The organism is Stenotrophomonas sp. YJH_SMC_58 (assembly GCF_059369635.1).
Genome location: NZ_JCAFSW010000005.1, coordinates 91,843 through 109,494, shown reverse-complemented (window position 1 = coordinate 109,494; position 17,652 = coordinate 91,843). Strand labels below are relative to the sequence as shown.

At 66.5% G+C, this 17,652-nt stretch carries 20 protein-coding genes; 8 read left to right on the top strand and 12 right to left on the bottom strand.

What is annotated here, in order from left to right; translation table 11 throughout:
• Positions 1-89: 89 nt before the first annotated feature.
• Both AC5P68_RS08850 and AC5P68_RS08845 read left to right on the top strand, forming a co-directional pair.
• On the top strand, positions 90-2,168 hold the full coding sequence (locus tag AC5P68_RS08850; RefSeq protein ID WP_049430360.1) for an alpha/beta hydrolase family protein: 2,079 nt from the start codon (positions 90-92) through the stop codon (positions 2,166-2,168).
• A gap of 141 nt (positions 2,169-2,309) precedes the next feature.
• Positions 2,310-3,539: a DUF819 family protein gene (locus AC5P68_RS08845; protein WP_005408530.1), complete on the top strand. Its 1,230-nt coding sequence runs from the start codon at positions 2,310-2,312 to the stop codon at positions 3,537-3,539.
• Positions 3,540-3,626: 87 nt separating this feature from the next.
• Here AC5P68_RS08845 and AC5P68_RS08840 read toward each other — a convergent pair whose 3' ends face one another.
• The 5 genes from AC5P68_RS08840 to AC5P68_RS08820 are packed head-to-tail and all read right to left on the bottom strand — an operon-like array spanning position 3,627 to position 6,650.
• Positions 3,627-4,106: a hypothetical protein gene (locus AC5P68_RS08840; RefSeq protein WP_049430359.1), complete on the bottom strand. Its 480-nt coding sequence runs from the start codon at positions 4,104-4,106 to the stop codon at positions 3,627-3,629.
• 46 nt (positions 4,107-4,152) lie between these two features.
• Positions 4,153-4,413, bottom strand: a complete 261-nt coding sequence (minE, locus tag AC5P68_RS08835; RefSeq protein ID WP_005408532.1) for a cell division topological specificity factor MinE — start codon at positions 4,411-4,413, stop codon at positions 4,153-4,155.
• Positions 4,414-4,415: 2 nt separating this feature from the next.
• Entirely contained in the window at positions 4,416-5,225 is an 810-nt protein-coding gene (minD, locus tag AC5P68_RS08830) for a septum site-determining protein MinD (RefSeq protein WP_005408533.1), read from the bottom strand.
• A gap of 37 nt (positions 5,226-5,262) precedes the next feature.
• The gene (gene minC, locus AC5P68_RS08825) at positions 5,263-6,108 is read right to left on the bottom strand and encodes a septum site-determining protein MinC (RefSeq protein ID WP_049403214.1); all 846 of its coding nucleotides are present in this window, start codon (positions 6,106-6,108) and stop codon (positions 5,263-5,265) included.
• On the bottom strand, positions 6,054-6,650 hold the full coding sequence (locus AC5P68_RS08820; RefSeq protein WP_005408535.1) for a GNAT family N-acetyltransferase: 597 nt from the start codon (positions 6,648-6,650) through the stop codon (positions 6,054-6,056). The genes minC and AC5P68_RS08820 overlap by 55 nt, the downstream gene beginning before the upstream one ends.
• 150 nt (positions 6,651-6,800) lie before the next feature.
• On the opposite strand from AC5P68_RS08820, the gene AC5P68_RS08815 reads away from it, so the two are divergent.
• The 4 genes from AC5P68_RS08815 to AC5P68_RS08800 all read left to right on the top strand — a co-directional run bounded on the left by AC5P68_RS08815 (position 6,801) and on the right by AC5P68_RS08800 (position 10,421).
• Entirely contained in the window at positions 6,801-7,997 is a 1,197-nt protein-coding gene (locus AC5P68_RS08815; protein ID WP_005408536.1) for a sensor histidine kinase, read from the top strand.
• Positions 7,997-8,638, top strand: a complete 642-nt coding sequence (locus tag AC5P68_RS08810) for a response regulator (RefSeq protein ID WP_005408537.1) — start codon at positions 7,997-7,999, stop codon at positions 8,636-8,638. Before AC5P68_RS08815 ends, AC5P68_RS08810 begins: the two co-directional genes overlap by 1 nt.
• 234 nt (positions 8,639-8,872) lie before the next feature.
• On the top strand, positions 8,873-9,946 hold the full coding sequence (locus AC5P68_RS08805) for a polyketide cyclase (RefSeq protein ID WP_111188054.1): 1,074 nt from the start codon (positions 8,873-8,875) through the stop codon (positions 9,944-9,946).
• 103 nt (positions 9,947-10,049) lie between these two features.
• On the top strand, positions 10,050-10,421 hold the full coding sequence (locus AC5P68_RS08800) for a DUF423 domain-containing protein (RefSeq protein ID WP_033833348.1): 372 nt from the start codon (positions 10,050-10,052) through the stop codon (positions 10,419-10,421).
• A 368-nt stretch (positions 10,422-10,789) separates the two neighbouring features.
• Here the strand turns inward: AC5P68_RS08800 and AC5P68_RS08795 are convergent, their stop codons facing one another.
• From AC5P68_RS08795 to AC5P68_RS08775, 5 genes are read right to left on the bottom strand one after another with little or no spacing between them, the layout of a single operon-like run.
• Entirely contained in the window at positions 10,790-11,599 is an 810-nt protein-coding gene (locus AC5P68_RS08795; protein WP_495216955.1) for a M15 family metallopeptidase, read from the bottom strand.
• A gap of 9 nt (positions 11,600-11,608) precedes the next feature.
• Positions 11,609-12,202, bottom strand: coding sequence for a PH domain-containing protein (locus AC5P68_RS08790; protein WP_024956285.1), 594 nt, complete (start codon positions 12,200-12,202; stop codon positions 11,609-11,611).
• Between the two features lie 3 nt (positions 12,203-12,205).
• Positions 12,206-12,385 (bottom strand): DUF4177 domain-containing protein, encoded by a 180-nt coding sequence (locus AC5P68_RS08785; RefSeq protein WP_049431768.1) that lies wholly within the window; start codon positions 12,383-12,385, stop codon positions 12,206-12,208.
• Positions 12,382-12,561 carry a type II toxin-antitoxin system antitoxin gene (locus AC5P68_RS08780; RefSeq protein WP_005408543.1) on the bottom strand — a complete coding sequence of 60 codons (180 nt, stop codon included), beginning with the start codon at positions 12,559-12,561 and terminating at the stop codon, positions 12,382-12,384. The genes AC5P68_RS08785 and AC5P68_RS08780 overlap by 4 nt, the downstream gene beginning before the upstream one ends.
• Positions 12,562-12,606: 45 nt before the next feature.
• A complete protein-coding gene (locus AC5P68_RS08775; protein WP_005408544.1) occupies positions 12,607-13,488 on the bottom strand; it encodes an SPFH domain-containing protein in 882 nt (293 codons plus the stop codon).
• A gap of 137 nt (positions 13,489-13,625) precedes the next feature.
• Between AC5P68_RS08775 and purT the strand changes: the two genes are divergently transcribed.
• A complete protein-coding gene (gene purT / locus AC5P68_RS08770; protein ID WP_231522633.1) occupies positions 13,626-14,813 on the top strand; it encodes a formate-dependent phosphoribosylglycinamide formyltransferase in 1,188 nt (395 codons plus the stop codon).
• A gap of 72 nt (positions 14,814-14,885) precedes the next feature.
• On the opposite strand, the gene AC5P68_RS08765 is transcribed toward purT, so the two are convergent.
• Positions 14,886-16,100, bottom strand: a complete 1,215-nt coding sequence (locus AC5P68_RS08765) for an endonuclease/exonuclease/phosphatase family protein (protein ID WP_164208179.1) — start codon at positions 16,098-16,100, stop codon at positions 14,886-14,888.
• 38 nt (positions 16,101-16,138) lie between these two features.
• On the bottom strand, positions 16,139-16,894 hold the full coding sequence (locus AC5P68_RS08760) for an arginyltransferase (RefSeq protein ID WP_005408547.1): 756 nt from the start codon (positions 16,892-16,894) through the stop codon (positions 16,139-16,141).
• A gap of 156 nt (positions 16,895-17,050) precedes the next feature.
• Between AC5P68_RS08760 and AC5P68_RS08755 the strand changes: the two genes are divergently transcribed.
• On the top strand, positions 17,051-17,611 hold the full coding sequence (locus tag AC5P68_RS08755) for an EF-hand domain-containing protein (protein ID WP_033833352.1): 561 nt from the start codon (positions 17,051-17,053) through the stop codon (positions 17,609-17,611).
• Positions 17,612-17,652 lie beyond the last annotated feature (41 nt).

The following is a 17,652-nucleotide window of genomic DNA, read 5'->3' as shown; positions in this document are numbered from 1 at the left end:
ATTGTCCGTCTGCAGCCATGACCGATGGCCTTGGCAGCCCCGGCCGCACGGGCCTACCATCGGTTTTTTGCCGTCCTGCGGAGACCCCGATGAAACTGCGTCATGCCCTGCTGCCACTGAGCCTGCTGGCCGCCCTGCCCAGCGTCGCCGCTGCCCGTGGCCTGGAAGTCCGCGACATGGTGGCCATGGACCGCGTCTCCGCGCCGGTGCTGACCGCTGACGGTGGCACCGTGGTGTTCGCCAAGCGCAGCGTCGATGCCAACCTGAAGGCCTCCACCGCGCTGTTCGCGCGCAGCCTGCGCACCCGCGATGCAGCGCCGCCGAAGCAGATCACCCCGGCCGGCTGGAACGTCAATTCCGCTTCGCTGTCGGCCGATGGCCAGACCGTGTATTTCCTCAGTGCCAGGAACGGCAGCCAGCAGCTGTACGCGCAGCCGATCAGCGGCGGTGCTCCGCGCCAGCTGACCGATTTCCCGGTCGACGTGGACAGCTACCACGTGTCGCCGCAGGACGACCGCGTGCTGTTCAGCGCCGGCGTGTTCCAGGACTGTGCCTCGGACCTGGCCTGCACCGAGAAGAAACTGAAGGAAAAGAAGGACGCCAAGGCCAGCGGCCAGGTGTGGGATTCGCTGTTCGTGCGCCACTGGGACACCTGGAACGACGGTCGCCGCAACACCCTGTTCGTCGCTCCGCTGCCGACGGCCAAGGCCGGTGCGGTCAAGGGCGCGTCGGCGCTGAGCGCGACCATCGATGGTGATGCGCCGTCCAAGCCGTTCGGCGGCAATGATGACTTCGCGTGGTCGCCGGACGGCGCCAGCGTGGTGGCCAGCATCCGCGTGGCCGGCAAGCAGGAGCCGTGGTCGACCAACTTCGACCTGTACCGCTTCGACGCCGCCGGCAAGCAGGCACCGGTCAACCTGACCGCCTCCAACCCGGCCTGGGATGCCGGCCCTGTGTTCAGTGCGGACGGCAAGACCCTGTTCTACCGTGCGATGAAGCGCCCGGGCTTCGAGGCCGACCGCTTCGGCCTGATGGCGATGGACCTGGCCAGCGGCAAGACCCGCGAAATTGCGCCGCAGTGGGATCGCTCGGCGGGCGGCATCACCCTGTCCGCCGATGGTGCCAGCATCTACACCACGGCCGATGACCTTGGCGAACACCCGCTGTTCCAGATCGACGTGGCCAGCGGCAAGGCCACCAAGCTGATCGGCGACGGCAGCGTGACCTCGGTGGATGTGGCCGGCAACAGCGTGGCGATCACCCGCAACAGCCTGAAGAGCAACGACCAGGTGCTGGTCGGCCTGCTGCCGGCTGCGGGCGAGGCCATCGGCGAACTGCGCGCGCTGACCCCGGCCGCTGGTGAGGTGCTGAAGGAGGTCAGCTTCGGCGACTACGAGCAGTTCGAGTTCAAGGGCTGGAACAACGACACCGTGCATGGCTATGTGGTCAAGCCGCACAACTACCAGGAAGGCAAGTCCTACCCGGTCGCGTTCCTGATCCACGGTGGCCCGCAGGGCAGCTTCGGCAATGGCTGGAGCTACCGTTGGAATCCGCAGACCTACGCGGGCCAGGGCTACGCCGTGGTGATGATCGACTTCCACGGTTCCACCGGCTACGGACAGGCCTTCACCGATGCGATCAGCCAGCACTGGGGCGACCGCCCGCTGGAAGACCTGCAGAAGGGCTGGGACGCGGCGCTGAAGAAGTACTCCTTCCTCAACGGTGACAAGGCCTGTGCGCTGGGCGCCAGCTACGGCGGCTTCATGGTCAACTGGATCGCCGGCAACTGGAACAGCCCGTTCAAGTGCCTGGTCAACCACGACGGCGTGTTCGACCAGCGCATGATGGGCTACGCCACCGAAGAGCTGTGGTTCACCGAGTGGGAGCAGGGCGGCACGCCGTACCAGAAGGCCGCGAACTACGAGAAGTTCAACCCGGTCAACCACGTGGCGGACTGGAAGAAGCCGATCCTGGTCATCCACGGCCAGCAGGACTTCCGCATTCCGGTCGAGCAGGGCCTGGCCGCGTTCACCGCTGCCCAGCGTCAGGGCATCGAATCGAAGTTCCTGTACTTCCCGGATGAAAACCACTGGGTGCTGAAGCCGAACAACAGCATCCTGTGGCATGACACCGTCAATGCCTGGCTGAAGCAGCACATCGGCAACTGATGACTGCAGCGCCGCCCTTCGGGGCGGCGCTTTTGTTTCGCCATCTGCTTTACCGGTGGGGGCCGACCGTTGGTCGGCACACCCTCATGATCCGCCGCCAACAGCAGCCGGCCAGCGGCCGGCTCTACCCAGAGCACCTGCATGATCCAGAACGACATCGTCGTCTTCGGTTTGATCGCCGCCACCCTTGGCGCCGTGTTCTGGACCGCCTCGCGCGAGCAGGGCCTGTGGAAGCGCTTCTACACGTTCGTGCCGGCGCTGCTGCTGTGCTACCTGATTCCCGGCATCTACAACACCGTCGGCCTGATCGATGGGCAGAACACCAAGCTCTACAACCCGATCGCACGCGACATCCTGCTGCCGGCAGCGCTGATCCTGCTGACCCTGGCGGTGGACATCAAGGGCATCCTGCGGCTGGGCCCGAAGCTGGTGCTGATGTACCTGGGCGCCTCGGCCAGCATCATGCTCGGTGCGGTGGTGGCGTTCCTGGCGATGCGCGCGCTGCATCCGGAAACCGTGGCCGGTGACACCTGGGCCGGCATGGCCGCATTGGCAGGCAGCTGGATCGGTGGCGGTGCCAACATGCTGGCAATGCGCGAAGTATTCGACGTCAATGCGACCACGTTCGGCCAGTTCGCGGTGGTCGATGTCGGTGTCGGCTACGTGTGGATGGCGGCACTGATCTTCCTGGCGGGGCGGGCAGCGAAGATCGACGCGCGCAGTGGCGCCGATACTTCGGCCATCGATGAACTGAAGGAGCGCATCGCGCGCTTCCAGGCCGAACACGAGCGCATTCCCAGCCTCACCGACCTGATGCTGATCGTGGCGGTGGCCTTCGGCGGCGTGGGCCTCTCGCACGCCATCGGCGCGCCGCTGGCAGCATGGTTCAAGGCCAACGTCAGCTGGGCCTCGCAGTTCAGCCTGGACGCGCCGTTCGTGTGGGTGGTGGTGCTGTCGACCACGCTGGGCCTGAGCCTGAGCTTCACCCGTGCGCGCACGCTGGAAGGCGCGGGCGCATCGCGCCTGGGCTCGCTGCTGCTGTACTTCCTGATCGCCTGCATCGGCATGCAGATGGATCTGCTGGCGCTGCTGGACCGCCCGTGGCTGTTCCTGCTCGGCCTGATCTGGATTGCCGTGCACATCGTGCTGCTGTGGTGCCTGGGCAAGCTGCTGAAGGTGCCGTTCTTCTATTTCGCCATCGGTTCGCAGTCGAACATCGGTGGACCGGCCTCGGCGCCGGTGGTGGCCGCGGCGTTCCATCCGGCACTGGCGCCGGTGGGCGTGCTGCTGGGCACGATGGGCTACGCCACCGGCACGTACCTGGCTTACATCGTCGGCATCACCCTGCGCGCGCTGGCAGGGCAGGGATGATGGGGTAGTGCCGGCCGCTGGCCGGCAACCAGGTAATGCTTCACGGGTTCATGAGGTTGCCGGCCAGCGGCCGGCACTACCGATGCGTTACGCCACCGGCAACCCACGTTCGATCAACCACGCCTTCGCGTCTTCGGCGTCCTGCTCGAACCACGCCTGTGTCGACCCCAGCCGATACGTGTACCCCCAGGCATCCATGTCGGCCATCAACCGCGCACTGCCGACACCAGGCAAACGCCCGGCCAGCACGATCTGCAGGTAGCAGGTGGCATCTTCCTCGGCCACCGAATCGGTGGCGTCGGTGTGCACCTGCGCGCGCCGCTCCGGCGGCAGTACGATCAGGTGGCAGGCTTCATGCAGCATCGAATGCACCGGGGTGTCATCGCGCACATAGACATTGCTGGCGATGATGCCCGCCTCGGGCTCGCCCCAGTAGCTGCCGGGAATCGGTTCGCCTGCGGCCACGTGGTGCAGGCGAAGGCCATGCGCGGCGAGCAGGCACTGCGCGTCGGCGAAGGCGATGTCGCCCACGCAGGTGATGTCCACGGCGGTTGTCGTATCGGTCATGCAGGTCACGCGGCCCCGCCCATGCAGGCACGGGCGGGGCGGGGCATCAGGGTTTGTCCGGGCCTTCAGGCAGCGCCACGGAGATGTCCAGCACATCGTGCTGGCCATCCTTCACCAGGTCGACCTTCACCGCATCGACGTCGATGTTCACGTACTTCTTGATCACTTCCAGCAGCTCGCGCTGCAGCAGCGGCAGGTAGTCCGGGCCACCGCGGTGGCTGCGTTCCTGCGCAATGATGATCTGCAGGCGGTTCTTTGCGGTTTCGGCGGTGGTCTTCTTCGCTTTGAGGAAATCGAACAGGCCCATGCTTACCCTCCGAACAGCTTGCTGAAGAAGCCCTTCTTCTCGACGCTGGTGAAGCGCATCGGGCGATCTTCGCCGAGGATGCGCGCGACGGCGTCGTCATACGCCTGGCCGGCAGCGGATTCGACATCCAGGATCACCGGTTCGCCCTTGTTGGAGGCATTGAGCACATCGCCCGATTCGGGGATCACGCCGATGGCCTTCAGCCCCAGCACTTCCTCGACGTCGGCGATGCTGAGCATCTCGCCGGTTTCCACGCGCAGCGGGGTGTAGCGGGTCAGCAGCAGGAAGGCAGGCACGTTCTGGCCGGATTCGGCCTTGTGGGTCTTCGAGTCCAGCAGGCCGATGATGCGGTCGGAGTCACGCACCGAGGACACTTCCGGGTTCACCACCACCACGGCGCGGTCGGCGAAGTACATCGCCAGGAATGCTCCCTTTTCGATGCCGGCCGGCGAGTCGCAGATGATGTAATCGAAGCCATCGGCGGCCAGGTCCTTCAGGACCTTGCCCACGCCTTCCTGGGTCAGTGCGTCCTTGTCGCGGGTCTGCGAGGCGGCCAACACATACAGGTTGTCGAAGCGCTTGTCCTTGATCAGGGCCTGCTTGAGGGTGGCTTCGCCATGCACGACGTTGACGAAGTCGTACACCACGCGGCGTTCGCACCCCATGATCAGGTCGAGGTTGCGCAGGCCGACGTCGAAGTCGATCACCGCCACCTTCTTGCCGCGCCGCGCCAGGCCACAGGCCAGGCTCGCGCTGGAAGTGGTCTTGCCCACGCCGCCCTTGCCGGAGGTGACTACGATGATTTCAGCCAAAGGACTTCTCCTGGTTCTGCATTAGTTTGGGGCTGCGTCAGTCCAGCGCAGCGATCTTGATCTGGTCCTGTTCCAGCCACACCTGCACGGCCTTGCCGCGCAGGTTGTCCGGAACATCGTCCAGTACCTTGTAGTGGCCTGCAATGGCCACCAGTTCCGCATGGAAATCACGGCAGAAGATGCGTGCCGCGGTGTTGCCCTGGGCCCCTGCCAGCGCGCGGCCGCGCAGGGTGCCGTAGATATGGATGCTGCCATCGGCGATGACCTCGGCGCCGGCGCCGACGGTGGCCATCACGGTCAGGTCGCAGTTCTCCGCGTACAGCTGCTGGCCCGAACGCACGTTGCCCAGCTGCATGCGGCCCGGCTGCGGCGCGGCTGCATCGGCGATCTTGGCTACCGGTGCGGCCGGGGCTGGCTTCGGTTCGGCACGCGCGGCGCGGCGCGGTTCCGGTGCGGGCGGCGGCGGGGCCGTTTCGGCCTCGGCACGTTCGTACTGGGCGCGGAACTTGGCCAGCAGCGGCAGGCCGAGCTGCTGCGAGAGCAGGTCGACCGCGCTGGTGCCATAGGCCAGCGCCACCGGCAGCACGCCGGCGCTGCGCAGGCCATCGACCAGCGCCTGTGCAGTGGCCACGTCCGGAACCTGGCTCAGGCCGCCGAAATCGAGGATCACCGCCGCGCGGCCGAACAGCTTCGGCGCACGGGTCACGCGCTCGCGCATTTCCTGCACGAGGCGTTCGACATCAAGGGTACGGATGCGAAGGTTGGCGATGCCCACCTGGCCGATCTTCAGTTCACCGGCCTGTTCGTAATCGAAATTCACCGCCACGCTCAGGTCCCCGTCGGCCGCTGTGCCTGCGCCGGCAGCTGCCGGGCGCGTGTCCATGCCACATCCGGCAGCTTGCCGCCGTAGGTCTCCTGGACCCACGGGTAGCTGCACAGTTCCTTGGCCAGCATGCTGGCACGCACATCGACCTGGGCCATGGTGTTCTGGCCCAGCTCGCGGAAGCCGAAGCTGCCGTGGAAGAGCAGGGCGGCATCGGCGCCGTGGTCGAGGAAGACTTCGCAGGTCATCTGCGGGTAGCGCAGCTCGGCAAAGCTCTGCGCGTCGGCATAGAACGCACGGCCGACGCCACCGCCGCGGCGGCGGCTGGCGACCACGATGCGGTCGATGTAGAAGAAGGGGGTGTCCAGCTGCTGCTTGAACCAGGCGAAGTTGCTGCTGTCGTGCTGGCTGTCGCTGCCGAAGCCGATCAGGAAGCCGGCCAGGTTGCCGTCGCGCTCGGCGACGCGGAAATACTCAGCGGTTTCATAGAACAGGCGCAGACGGGCCGCATCCAGGGGAAGGATGGCCAGGCCAGCGTTGTTGTTCAAAGCCAGGACGGAATCGAGCTCGTGCTCGCGCACGTCGCGGATGACAATCGACATTGTGACTCCGTGGGGTAACGCGGTTGGTCCATCAAGGGACCCTGCGCACGATTATTGCATGCCCGGGGTGGGCTGCGGCATGAACAGGCGACCGGGCAGGCATGACTTCCGTGGGGTGCGGTGTGCAGGCCGGGCCCGTAGAGTGCTGGCATGTTGGGAGTCCTCAGCCATACCCGCGTCCTTCGCCTGGCCGGCCTGTTCACCTGGGTCATGGTCGGTCTGCCCCTGGCGTACTCGCAGTTCGAGAACCTGCACAGCCGCGGTGACATGGGTGGCTGGGCGGTCCTGCTGTTCGTCGCCTACCTGTCCTTCGGCACCTCCTATTACTGGCTGACCCGCATCCTGCGCAGCGACAGCCCCACCAGCTGGCTGGACCGCGGCCTGCTGCTGCTGCTGACGATTTCGGCGCTGGGCGTCAGCTTCCTCAGCGGCTCGGGCCTGGGCAGCATCCTGATGATGGTGGCCGCCGGGGTCATCCCGTGGATGCTGTCGGTGCGGCTGGGCGTGCTGTGGCTGCTGGTCAGCCAACTGGCGGTGGCCCCGGTCTACTACTTGCTGCTGCGCTTCCCGTTGTTCGAAGCGGTGATGCAGTCGCTGCTGTACGGCGGCTTTTCCATGTTCATCTTCGTGACCAGCCTGGTTGCCCGGCAGCAGACCGAGGCGCGCGACGAACAGCGCCGGCTCAATTCAGAGTTGCGTGCCACCCGCGCCTTGCTTGCCGAGAGTGCCCGCGTCAATGAGCGCACCCGCATCTCGCGCGAGCTGCATGACCTGCTGGGCCACCAGCTGACCGCGCTGACCCTGAACCTGGAAGTGGCCGGGCACCTGGCCGAAGGGCAGGCGCTGGAGCACGTGAAGCGCTCCCATACCTTGGCCAAACTGCTGCTGGGCAACGTGCGCGAGGTGGTCAGCCAGCTGCGCGAGACCGGCGCGATCGACCTGGCCGCGGCGCTGCGCCCGCTGACCGAGAACGTGCCCTCGCTGGACATCCAGCTGGAGATCGAGGATCCGCTGAACGTGGAGGACCCCCAGCGGGCCCACGTCCTGCTGCGCTGTACCCAGGAGATCATCACCAACGCGGTGCGCCACGCCGGTGCGCGCCACCTGTGGATCAAGGTGTACCGTGAAGCCCCGGACCGGGTGGTGGTGGAGGCCCGCGACGACGGTGTCGGCGCGGACATGGTCAATGTGGGCAATGGCTTGCGCGGCATGCGCGAGCGCCTGCAACAATGTGGTGGCCAGCTGCAGATCGAGACCCGTCCCGGTGAAGGCTTCCGCCTGCGGGCAACGGTGCCGGCAACGGTGCTGGTGGCCGCCCTTACCAAGGTTCCTGAAGGAGTACGTTGATGATTCGCGTCTGCCTGGTCGATGACCAAACCCTGGTGCGGCAGGGAATCCGCTCCCTGCTGGCGCTCGACGATGGCATCGAGGTAGTGGCCGAGGCCGGCGATGGCCGGCAGGCGGTCGAGCTGATCCCGCAGGTGCGCCCCGACGTGGTCCTGATGGACATGCGCATGCCGGTGATGTCCGGACTGGAAGCGCTGCAGGTGCTGTCGCGGCAGGAACAGCTGCCGCCGACCATCATCCTCACCACCTTCGATGACGATCAGCTGGTGCTGGCTGGCCTCAAGGCCGGTGCCAAGGGTTACCTGCTCAAGGATGTGACCCTGGCACAGCTGGTCGGTGCCATCCGTACCGTGGCCGAAGGGGGTTCGCTGGTACAGCCGGCGGTGACCCAGCGCCTGTTGTCGGGCCTGGAGCACATGCGCAACGAGTTCGTCAGCCTGGACCGCCCGGACCCGCTGACCGACCGCGAGACCGAGATCCTGCGGCTGATGGCCAGCGGCTTCTCCAACAAGGAGATCGCCAACTCGCTGGGCGTGGCCGAGGGCACCATCAAGAACCACGTGTCCAACATCCTCTCCAAGCTGGGTGTGCGCGACCGTACGCGCGCGGTACTGAAGGCGTTCGAACTCCAGCTGGTCTGAGGAAAATCGTTTCGGTACAAAGACTTGGGTGGTGGCAGGGGGTTCCGGCCAAGGTGCCCCCCTACTTGCCGGGTAGCGGTATGCGTTACCCTTCGAATTCTTTGTCCATACAAATACGCAGCCGGCAGGGAAACCGGTGCGCCAATCCCGATAAACAATGCCCGCGAAGCCTGCTAGGATTGGCGCTTCGCTTCAATCAACCCGGCCGTGGGATCGGCCCCGGAGACTCTCTGAATGACCCGTATTATCGAGTTCCTGATCGCCTTGGGGATCGTGGCTGGCCTGTTCGTCATCATTGGCGTATGTCTGCCGGGCGAGCGTCACATCACCGAAAGCATCGAGACCAACCGCAAGATGACGATCGTGTACGACACGGTCAGCAGCCTGCGCCGCTTCAAGGACTGGAACCCGCTGGTACTGCGCGATCCCGCCGTTGAACTGAAGCTGTCCGGCCCGGTCTCCGGCAAGGGTGCCACCCTGGACTTCACCTCCAAGGACCTGGGCACCGGCTCCTGGAAGATCACCGACGCCGAAGAGAACAAGCGCGTTGCGATCGCCATCGAAGACGCCACCAAGGGTCACGACAAGGTCACCACCTTCACCCTGGAGCCGACCGGCAAGGGTGGCCGCAACGTGAAGATCACCCAGGACTACTCGGTGAAGTACGGCTTCGACCTGTTCGGCCGTTATGCAGGCCTGTATGTCAGCCGCCAGATCGGCGACGACATCAAGATGGGCCTGTCGCGCATGGCCAACATGCTGGCCACCGTCCCGAACGTCGACTACCGCACGCCGGAAGCCCCGCTGACCGATCTGGCCATCGTCGATGTGCCGGCTGAGGATCTGCTGGTCGTCAACGCCGGTAACGTGGACCGCGGTCAGGACACGATCACCAAGTCCATCAAGGACAACCAGGAGTGGATCAAGCGCGTGATGGAGGCCAATGGCCTTGAAGCCGCCGGTCCGTTCCGCATCATCACCACCGACTTCGGCCAGGAGAAGTACGCCTTCGACATCGCCCAGCCGGTGAAGAAGAAGGGTGCTGAAGGTGCCACCGCTGAGGCCCTGACCGTCAAGATCGACGGTGGCGCTCCGGTGAAGTACGTGCACGTGGCTCCGCACCGCTCGGCACATGCGGCCTACACCGGCCACATGGCGGGTCTGGACGTTGCCCGCAACGGCCTGCGCGCCTGGGCTGTGACCTCCGGCAACGAAGTGATCGACCGTCCGTACGAAACCTGGAAGGATGGCATCGACAAGTCGTTCACCCCGGAAGGTACCTACGACATCTACTGGGCCGTCAAGTAAGCCTCGGCTGACCCATGTAGTGTTGGACACGAAAACGCGCCGCTCATTGCGGCGCGTTTTTTTTCATCTGGCGCCCGGAAAGGGCGCTGTGCAAGGAGCCCCCATGTTCAACCTGGAACGTCGCGCACGTAAGCCTTCCCTGCTGGCCTGCCTTGGTGCGCTGCTGGCGGCGGCATCGATCGGCCTGTCCGCCTACGCATCGCACGGTGTGGCTGACCCGCTTTCACAGCAGCACCTGAACATGGCGGCACTGTATGCGTTCGCGCATGGCGCGGTGCTGGTGGCGCTTGGCCCGCGTGCGCAGGGGGCGACCGCGCACCTGGCGCTGTACGTGCTGCTGCTGGGCGTGTTGCTGTTTTCCGGCAGCCTGGTGGGCGGTGCCTTGTGGCAGTGGCCGACGCGGATGGCGCCGATCGGGGGCACCAGCATGATGGCCGGATGGGTGTTGCTGGCGATCAATGCGTTGAGGCGGTGACGGTCGCAGGGCTGTCGCTCCGATCCATGCCGATGCGATCGTGATGGTTCATGGGCGTTACTTTTCTTTTCGCGCGAAAAGAAAAGTAACCAAAAGAAACGCGCCGCCGGCCGCGAGCCGGCGCTGCGCACCGGTCCCCTGCGCTCCTCGGCCCGTCGAGGGGCGGTGCGGGAACTCGCTGCGCTCAGACACCCGCACCTCTTCGCCCTCGCCGGACCTGCGGTGCTCGGCTCGCTTGAAGGCGGACCCAACAGCCGCGCGCTGATCCGTTGTAGAGGCTTCGAGCGAAGCGACCGGCTTCTGTCTTTGCCTTCTTGTTCCATCCCGCGGCTATGCGCTGACCGCTCCAGGCTTTCGCCATGAGGGGCTCAGCCGTTGGCCGGTCTCCAGCACCAGTGCCACGGTTCGTAGACGATGCCGTGCGGGTTGTCGCGCGGGTAACTCAGATGGAAGCCGTGCCCGCCGGCATGCGCCTGCAGCCACGCGAACGCATCGGTGGCGTCGAACGACTCTTCGGCCGGGGCGTCGCCCGGTGTGCCGATGTCCAGCGCGTGGCCGCTGTGGTGTTCGCTGAAACCCGGTGCGGCATTCACCTTCAGGATCTCTGCCACGCTCAAGCCGCGCGCCAGCTTCCGTTCGAAGATGCCCAACTGGTAGGCATGGCTGCGGAAGCCGGAGATGGCATCCAGCGCAATTCCATCCCGTGCCGCGTGCAGTCGCATCCGTCGCCAGCCCTGCGCGGCGCCACGGCGCAGCCACAATGGACGTGCAAAGCGGTCGCGACCGGCGAAGTGCAGCAGGCACGGCTCGGATTCCAGCGGCAGGCCGCTGTCGTCGGCATAGCGCTGTCCATCCAGGCCAAGCTGCTGCAGGCGCTGCTGCAACCCGGCCAGCGGCAGCCACTGATCTTCCAGTCCGGCGCCGAAGGGCCGTGCAGCCGCGGCATCCAGCAGTGCCAGTGCTTCCTCGACCCCGGGTTCGCGCGGCAGGCGCGGCACCATGGGGTGCACACCCTGCGCCAGTACCACCGCCAGATAGCGGCCATCACGCTTGCGCCGCAGCACCCACTGCGCCTGCGACAGCAGGCGTGCATCCAGGTTGCAGCGTGCGCGCAACAGGTGGGCGGGCCACAGCTCGATGGCCTCGGTATTGATCAGCAGGGGGGCGCGTCGTTGCATCGCCGCAGCTTACTGCCGTGGCGCCGACGCGGCCACCTTGCGCAGCGCATCGAGCAGCGCCTGCGGCCGGTCCACACTGAGCAGCAGCGTGCTGCCATCACTGACCGGCAGGGCGAGCACCCGCGCACGGTCGGTGACCAGGGCGAAGCCCTTGCCGCCTCCCTGCAGGCGAAAGTGGCCCGAGTAGAAGCCCGGCATTGAATAGCCATTGGTTTTGACACGGATGCCATAGCGGCGGTCACGCTGCAGGTCGACCACCTCGGCCTGGTCCAGCCGCAACTGCGCCACCGGCACCCGCCGCCGGTACATCGTTGAACGGACGTCCAGCACATCGCCGGCCAGTTCCACCCGGCGGCGGAAGAAGGCCGTGCCCAGTCCAATGCCCAGCAGGGCAATCACCAGCAGGCTCCATGCCGCACTGCCGCCCATCCGGAACCAGGGCGGCGACAGCGTTACTTCGATCCAGGGTGCGCTCGCCGGTGCCTTGTACAGCTGTGCATACAGGCAGGCCACGAAGGCAGCCAGCAGCGGCAGCACGATCCAGAGCACGCGCAGCGGCGAGCTCTCGGCCACGTCAAAGGGTTTCGGGTCGCTGCCGCCCATGGTTCAGGCCTCCTTCTTGAACACCAGCATCGCCGGGCGCATCGGCGCCGGGATGATGATGTTGACCCGTTCCCAGCCCAGTTGGCCCTGGCGGCTGAGTTCGGCCTGGATGTCCTCGGGCTTGAGTACACCCATCATGGACGTCTTGACCTCGATGGTCTGGTAGCTCCAGCGCTTGCTCATTCCTTGTCCTCCGGCGATGGCGTGGGTTTCGGCAGGCGTCCTGCCTTGCGCAGGGCGTCGCGCAGTACGTATTCGATCTGCGCGTTGAGGCTGCGCAGCTCGTCGTCAGCCCAGCGCTGTGCCGCGGCCAGGACCTCGGCATTGATGCGCAGCGGATAGGCTTTCTTCTCACTCATGAAAACTCCTGGCGGGGCGGTGGGGCGCCCCGTTGCGAGGATGGCTCAGTAAAGCGAACCGGCGTTGACGATCGGTTGGGTGCCGCGGTCCGAGCACAGCACGGTCAGCAGGTTGCTGACCATGTGCGCCTTGCGTTCCTCGTCCAGTTCAACCACGCCATTCTTCTGCAGTTCGGCCAGGGCCATTTCGACCATGCCGACTGCACCGGCCACGATGCGCGTGCGAGCGGCGATCACCGCGTTGGCCTGCTGACGCTGCAGCATGGCCTGGGCAATTTCAGCGGCGTAGGCCAGGTGGCTGATGCGTGCGTCGATCACCTGCACGCCGGCGTCGGCCAGACGCTCGGCCAGCTCGTTCTTCAGGTGCTGGGAAATCTCGCTGGCGTGGCTGCGCAGGGCCAGCTGGCCATCCTCGTGCTGGTCGTAGGGGTAGCTGGTGGCCATCGCGCGCAGCGCGGATTCGGACTGGATGTGCACGAAGCTCTCGTAGTCGTCCACGTTGTAGACCGCCTCGGAGGCATCGACCACCTGCCAGACGATCACTGCGGCAATCTCGATGGGGCTACCGTCCAGCTCGTTGACCTTCAGCTTGCCGCTCTCGAAGTTGCGCACGCGCTGGCTGACCCGGCGCTTGGCATAGAAGGGGTTGTTCCAGCGCAGGCCGTTGTCCTTGACCGTGCCCACGTACTTGCCGAACAGGCTCAGCACGGCGGCTTGGTTGGGCTGGATGGTGTACAGGCCTGCCAGGATGAACACGCCCAGCGCCACCAGCAGGGCGCCCAGCAGCATCAGCAACAGATTGGGCGAGCCGGCACTGGCCTTGGCTGCCACTCCCAGTACGAACAGGGCGGCGCCAGCGAGGGCGACGAGCAGGGCGCCGGCCAGCGTGCCGAGGCCGTTGAGGGAAGACAGCGACTTCTCTTTCATGGCGGTACGTCCTTGAGGGTTCGGAGTGAAGATATCAAAGTGATATCACTTGTCGACTACCGTTCGTCGGATGCCGTGGCCGGGGCGGTCGGCCAGCTAGAATGCCCACCCGCCTTCACATCGCTGCTGGAACCGCCATGGCCAAGCTAGGAACTCCGTTGTCCCCCTCCGCCACCCGCGTGCTGCTGCTGGGCTCGGGCGAACTCGGCAAGGAGGTGGCCATCGAGCTGCAGCGGCTGGGCGTGGAGGTGATCGCCGCCGATCGCTATGCCGATGCGCCGGCCATGCAGGTCGCGCACCGCTCGCACGTGATCGACATGCTCGACGCGATGGCCCTGCGTGCGCTGGTCGCCCAGGAGCAGCCGCACCTGGTGGTGCCGGAGATCGAGGCCATCCACACCGAAACCCTGGTCCAGCTGGAACAGGAACAGGGCCTGCGGGTGATCCCGACCGCGCGCGCTGCGCGCCTGACCATGGACCGCGAAGGCATCCGCCGCCTGGCCGCCGAGACCCTGGGCCTGCCGACCTCGCCGTACCGCTTCGTCGATACCGAGGCCGAATACCGTTCTGCCGTGGCCGCCATCGGCCTGCCGTGCGTGGTCAAGCCGGTGATGTCGTCCTCGGGCAAGGGCCAGAGCACCCTGCGCAGCGAGGCGGACATCGCCCCAGCGTGGGAGTACGCGCAGACCGGTGGCCGTGCCGGTGCCGGCCGCTGCATCGTCGAAGGCTTCATCGATTTCGATTACGAGATCACCCTGCTGACCGTGCGCCATGCCGGTGGCACCTCGTTCTGCGCGCCGATCGGCCATCTGCAGAAGGAGGGTGATTACCGCGAAAGCTGGCAGCCGCAGTCGATGTCGAGCGCCGCGCTGGCGCGTGCCGAAGAGATTTCGCGCGCGATCACCGACGACCTTGGCGGCTGGGGCCTGTTCGGTGTCGAGCTGTTCGTGAAGGGTGATGAGGTGTGGTTCAGCGAAGTGTCGCCGCGCCCGCACGACACCGGCCTGGTGACGCTGGTATCGCAGGAACTGAGCGAGTTCGCGCTGCATGCGCGCGCCATCCTTGGCCTGCCGATTCCGGTGATTCGCCAGAGCGGCCCGTCGGCATCGTGCGCATTGCTGGCGCACGGCGAGGGCGTGCCGTACTTCAACAACGTCGCCGCCGCGCTGCAGGTGCCGGACACCGCCGTGCGCCTGTTCGGCAAGCCGAGCGTGCATGGCCACCGCCGCGTGGGCGTGACCCTGGCGCGCGCGGCAACCATCGACGAAGCACGCGCCATCGCGCGTGATGCCGCCGACGCCATCGGCGTCGAACTGCGCCCGTAAAAAAGGAGCGACGACCAACGGTCGTCGCCTACCGAAACCCGGTGCGTACCGACCGTTGGTCGGTACGCTGCTCTACCGCACGTCCACCCACACCAGGTGGTGGTCGCTGCCGTCGGCGATCTTCGCTTCCGGGCTCTCATTGGCCGGCCAGAAGATGCCGCTGCCCACGTACTCGAAACCGGTCGAGGGCAGCACGTAGTCCAGGCGCATCGTGCCGGACTTCGGGCCGAAATCGCCGGTGGCGTGGAACGGTGCGCCCTTGCGCTCGATGCCCTTGGCCGCATAGGCCAGGCTGGTCTGCTCGCCGCCGACGCTGCGCGGGGTGGGGTAGCGCAGCACGCGGGCGTTCTCGATCAGCTCGACGATCGCCTCATGGCGGCCATCGCCATCGGCCGGGTCGTTGTTGAGGTCGCCGAGGATCACAAAGCGCGCATCCTGCGCCAGACCGCCGCACTGGCCCTTGTCGTCGCACAGCCATGGCTTGTCACCCTTGGACAGGTATTCCTGCCACAGGCGCAGTTCGTCGTGGTTGCGCGCCGCGTTGCGCTTCTCCGGACCGTCGAACACCGGCGGGGTCGGGTGCGAGACCAGCGCATGCACCACGCCGGCCGGGGTCTTCACCGGCACGTCCCAATGCGACTTCGACGACAGGCGCAGCTGCGACCACACGTGGTCGTTGTAGAAGCTCTTGCCGGTACGCGGATCGACCGGGCGGATCGCACCGGGCATCGCGCTCCACTTCAGCAGCTGGAAGCTGCGCACCTTGGCTTCATCGATCGGGTAGCGCGACAGCACCAGCATGCCGTACTGGCCCGGGTGCAGGCCGTAGCCCCATGCATCGTTGCCGCGGCTGCGGCCTTCGCCACCGACCACGCCGTTGTTGTCCAGGTCCAGCCCGCTGGGCACGCCGGTATTGACCGGTGCCAGGTAGCGGTAGGCGAAGTGCAGCGGCTTGCCGCCGCCGGGCTGGGCCACTTCCAGGTAGCGCTTCTGGAACAGGTCGGCGGCGCGATGGGCGTCGTCGAAGTCGAACTCATTCAGCAGCACCAGGTCCGGGCGCACCTGCTGCAGCACCGCGGCGATCTTGCGCGCGTGCTCGCTGTCGCCTTCCAGCTCCTTGATCAGGCCGCCGGCGTCATCGGAGTACAGCGAGGTGTTGTAGGTGGCCAGGCGCAGCGCAGCGGACGGCTTTTCGGTCATCGCAGGGGACGTGGCGAAGGCGGGGGCCGTGGCGCCGCAGAGCAGGGCCAGGGCGAGGATCAGGGGATGGCGGCGGGTCATGTTCATGGGCCGTATTGTGCACCCGGCCCGGTGTCAGCGGTTTGTCAGCGCCCGTCCAGATCGTTGTCGAAATCGTGCCAGCGGCGGCCATCGTAGGCTTCCAGCGGATGGAAGCGACGCTTGTAGTCCATCTTCTGGTGGCCGCGGATCCAGTAGCCCAGATACACGTGCGGCAGCCCCTCGCGGCGCGCCCATTCGATCTGCTGCAGGATCGCGAAGGTGCCCAGCCCGCGCGCGGCGTGGTCCGGGTCGAAGAAGGTGTAGACCGCCGACAGGCCGTGCTCGGTGACGTCGGTCACCGCCACCCCCAGCAGCTGGCTGGGCTGGCCGTCGTGGCCGGGCAGGCGCATTTCCATGAAGCGGGTGTGCGACCAGCTGCCTATCAGGAACTGCTCGAACTCGTGCGGTCCATGGTCGTCCATGCCGCCGTTGGCGTGGCGGTGGGTGAGGTAGCGGTGGTACAGCGCGAACAGGTCGTCGCGCGCGGTGGCGGCGGTGATCCGCACCTCCAGGTCGGCATTGCGGGCGGCGCAGCGGCGCTGGCTGCGGTCCGGAGCGAAGCGCGCCACCGGGATGCGCACCGCCACGCAGGCCTGGCAGTGCGCGCAATGCGGCCGGTAGACCAGGTCGCCGCTGCGGCGGAAGCCCCAGCTCAGTGCCAGCGGATAGAGCGCACCGAGGCGGCGGTCGTTCGGGTCCAGCACCAGGTCGCGTGCCACCCGGTCCGACCAGTACCCGCAGGGGTGCTCGCCGGTCTGGAAAAGTCGCAGTTCGTCGTCTCTGTCGCCATGTATCGCCATGGGCACAGCATAGCCCCAGGTTGTCGCAGTGGCGGCGACTGTCCGGCGGATGAATGGAATCGGCAGTAGCGTCAACCGACGTCGCGCCCGGGCGTTGTTGTCCCCCGAGGGTGAAGTGATCACCCCGACGCTGTTCCCATCTCCAGGAGTGACCTCATGATCCGTACCCCCCTGCTGCTGGCCCTGCTGCTCGGCACCTCCGCTTCCGGTATCGCGCTCGCGGCCGACACCCCGACCACGCCCGCGCAGCGCCCGGCCAGGCTGGACACCAACGGCGACGGCGTCATCGACCGCAGCGAGGCCGCCGCCAACCCGCGCCTGGCCGCGAAGTTCGACGAGCTGGACAAGAACAAGGACGGCAAGCTCTCGCGCGATGAGCTGCCGCGCTGGCAGCATGGGCGACGTGGCCACGGCGGTGAGCGCTGGGCCAAGCTGGACGTCAACAAGGACGGCCGCATCAGCCGCGAGGAAGCCAAGGCCGATCCGCGCCTGGCCGCGCGCTTCGACCAGCTTGATCTGAACAAGGACGGCTACCTGGACAAGGCCGACCGCGAGCTGCGCATGAAGCAGCATCGTGACGCCTGGTTCGCTGCCGCCGACACCAACAAGGACGGCCAGCTGAGCAAGGCCGAGTTCGACGCCGCCAAGGGCCCGATGCACGGTGGCCCGCGCCATGGCGGTCCGCGTGATGGCGCTGCGCCGAAGCCGCAGCGCTGAGGTTCAATGCAGTGATCGATGACAACGCCGGCGTACTGCCG

Bases quoted from the DNA above. Each gene is read 5' to 3' on its own strand.
- AC5P68_RS08850 (WP_049430360.1), top strand. From the start codon at position 90: ATGAAACTGCGTCATGCCCTGCTGCCACTGAGCCTGCTGGCCGCCCTG.
- AC5P68_RS08845 (WP_005408530.1), top strand. From the start codon at position 2,310: ATGATCCAGAACGACATCGTCGTCTTCGGTTTGATCGCCGCCACCCTT.
- AC5P68_RS08840 (WP_049430359.1), bottom strand. From the start codon at position 4,106: ATGACCGATACGACAACCGCCGTGGACATCACCTGCGTGGGCGACATC.
- minE (WP_005408532.1), bottom strand. From the start codon at position 4,413: ATGGGCCTGTTCGATTTCCTCAAAGCGAAGAAGACCACCGCCGAAACC.
- minC (WP_049403214.1), bottom strand. From the start codon at position 6,108: ATGGACACGCGCCCGGCAGCTGCCGGCGCAGGCACAGCGGCCGACGGG.
- AC5P68_RS08820 (WP_005408535.1), bottom strand. From the start codon at position 6,650: ATGTCGATTGTCATCCGCGACGTGCGCGAGCACGAGCTCGATTCCGTC.
- AC5P68_RS08815 (WP_005408536.1), top strand. From the start codon at position 6,801: ATGTTGGGAGTCCTCAGCCATACCCGCGTCCTTCGCCTGGCCGGCCTG.
- AC5P68_RS08810 (WP_005408537.1), top strand. From the start codon at position 7,997: ATGATTCGCGTCTGCCTGGTCGATGACCAAACCCTGGTGCGGCAGGGA.
- AC5P68_RS08805 (WP_111188054.1), top strand. From the start codon at position 8,873: ATGACCCGTATTATCGAGTTCCTGATCGCCTTGGGGATCGTGGCTGGC.
- AC5P68_RS08800 (WP_033833348.1), top strand. From the start codon at position 10,050: ATGTTCAACCTGGAACGTCGCGCACGTAAGCCTTCCCTGCTGGCCTGC.
- AC5P68_RS08795 (WP_495216955.1), bottom strand. From the start codon at position 11,599: ATGCAACGACGCGCCCCCCTGCTGATCAATACCGAGGCCATCGAGCTG.
- AC5P68_RS08790 (WP_024956285.1), bottom strand. From the start codon at position 12,202: ATGGGCGGCAGCGACCCGAAACCCTTTGACGTGGCCGAGAGCTCGCCG.
- AC5P68_RS08785 (WP_049431768.1), bottom strand. From the start codon at position 12,385: ATGAGCAAGCGCTGGAGCTACCAGACCATCGAGGTCAAGACGTCCATG.
- AC5P68_RS08780 (WP_005408543.1), bottom strand. From the start codon at position 12,561: ATGAGTGAGAAGAAAGCCTATCCGCTGCGCATCAATGCCGAGGTCCTG.
- AC5P68_RS08775 (WP_005408544.1), bottom strand. From the start codon at position 13,488: ATGAAAGAGAAGTCGCTGTCTTCCCTCAACGGCCTCGGCACGCTGGCC.
- purT (WP_231522633.1), top strand. From the start codon at position 13,626: ATGGCCAAGCTAGGAACTCCGTTGTCCCCCTCCGCCACCCGCGTGCTG.
- AC5P68_RS08765 (WP_164208179.1), bottom strand. From the start codon at position 16,100: ATGAACATGACCCGCCGCCATCCCCTGATCCTCGCCCTGGCCCTGCTC.
- AC5P68_RS08760 (WP_005408547.1), bottom strand. From the start codon at position 16,894: ATGGCGATACATGGCGACAGAGACGACGAACTGCGACTTTTCCAGACC.
- AC5P68_RS08755 (WP_033833352.1), top strand. From the start codon at position 17,051: ATGATCCGTACCCCCCTGCTGCTGGCCCTGCTGCTCGGCACCTCCGCT.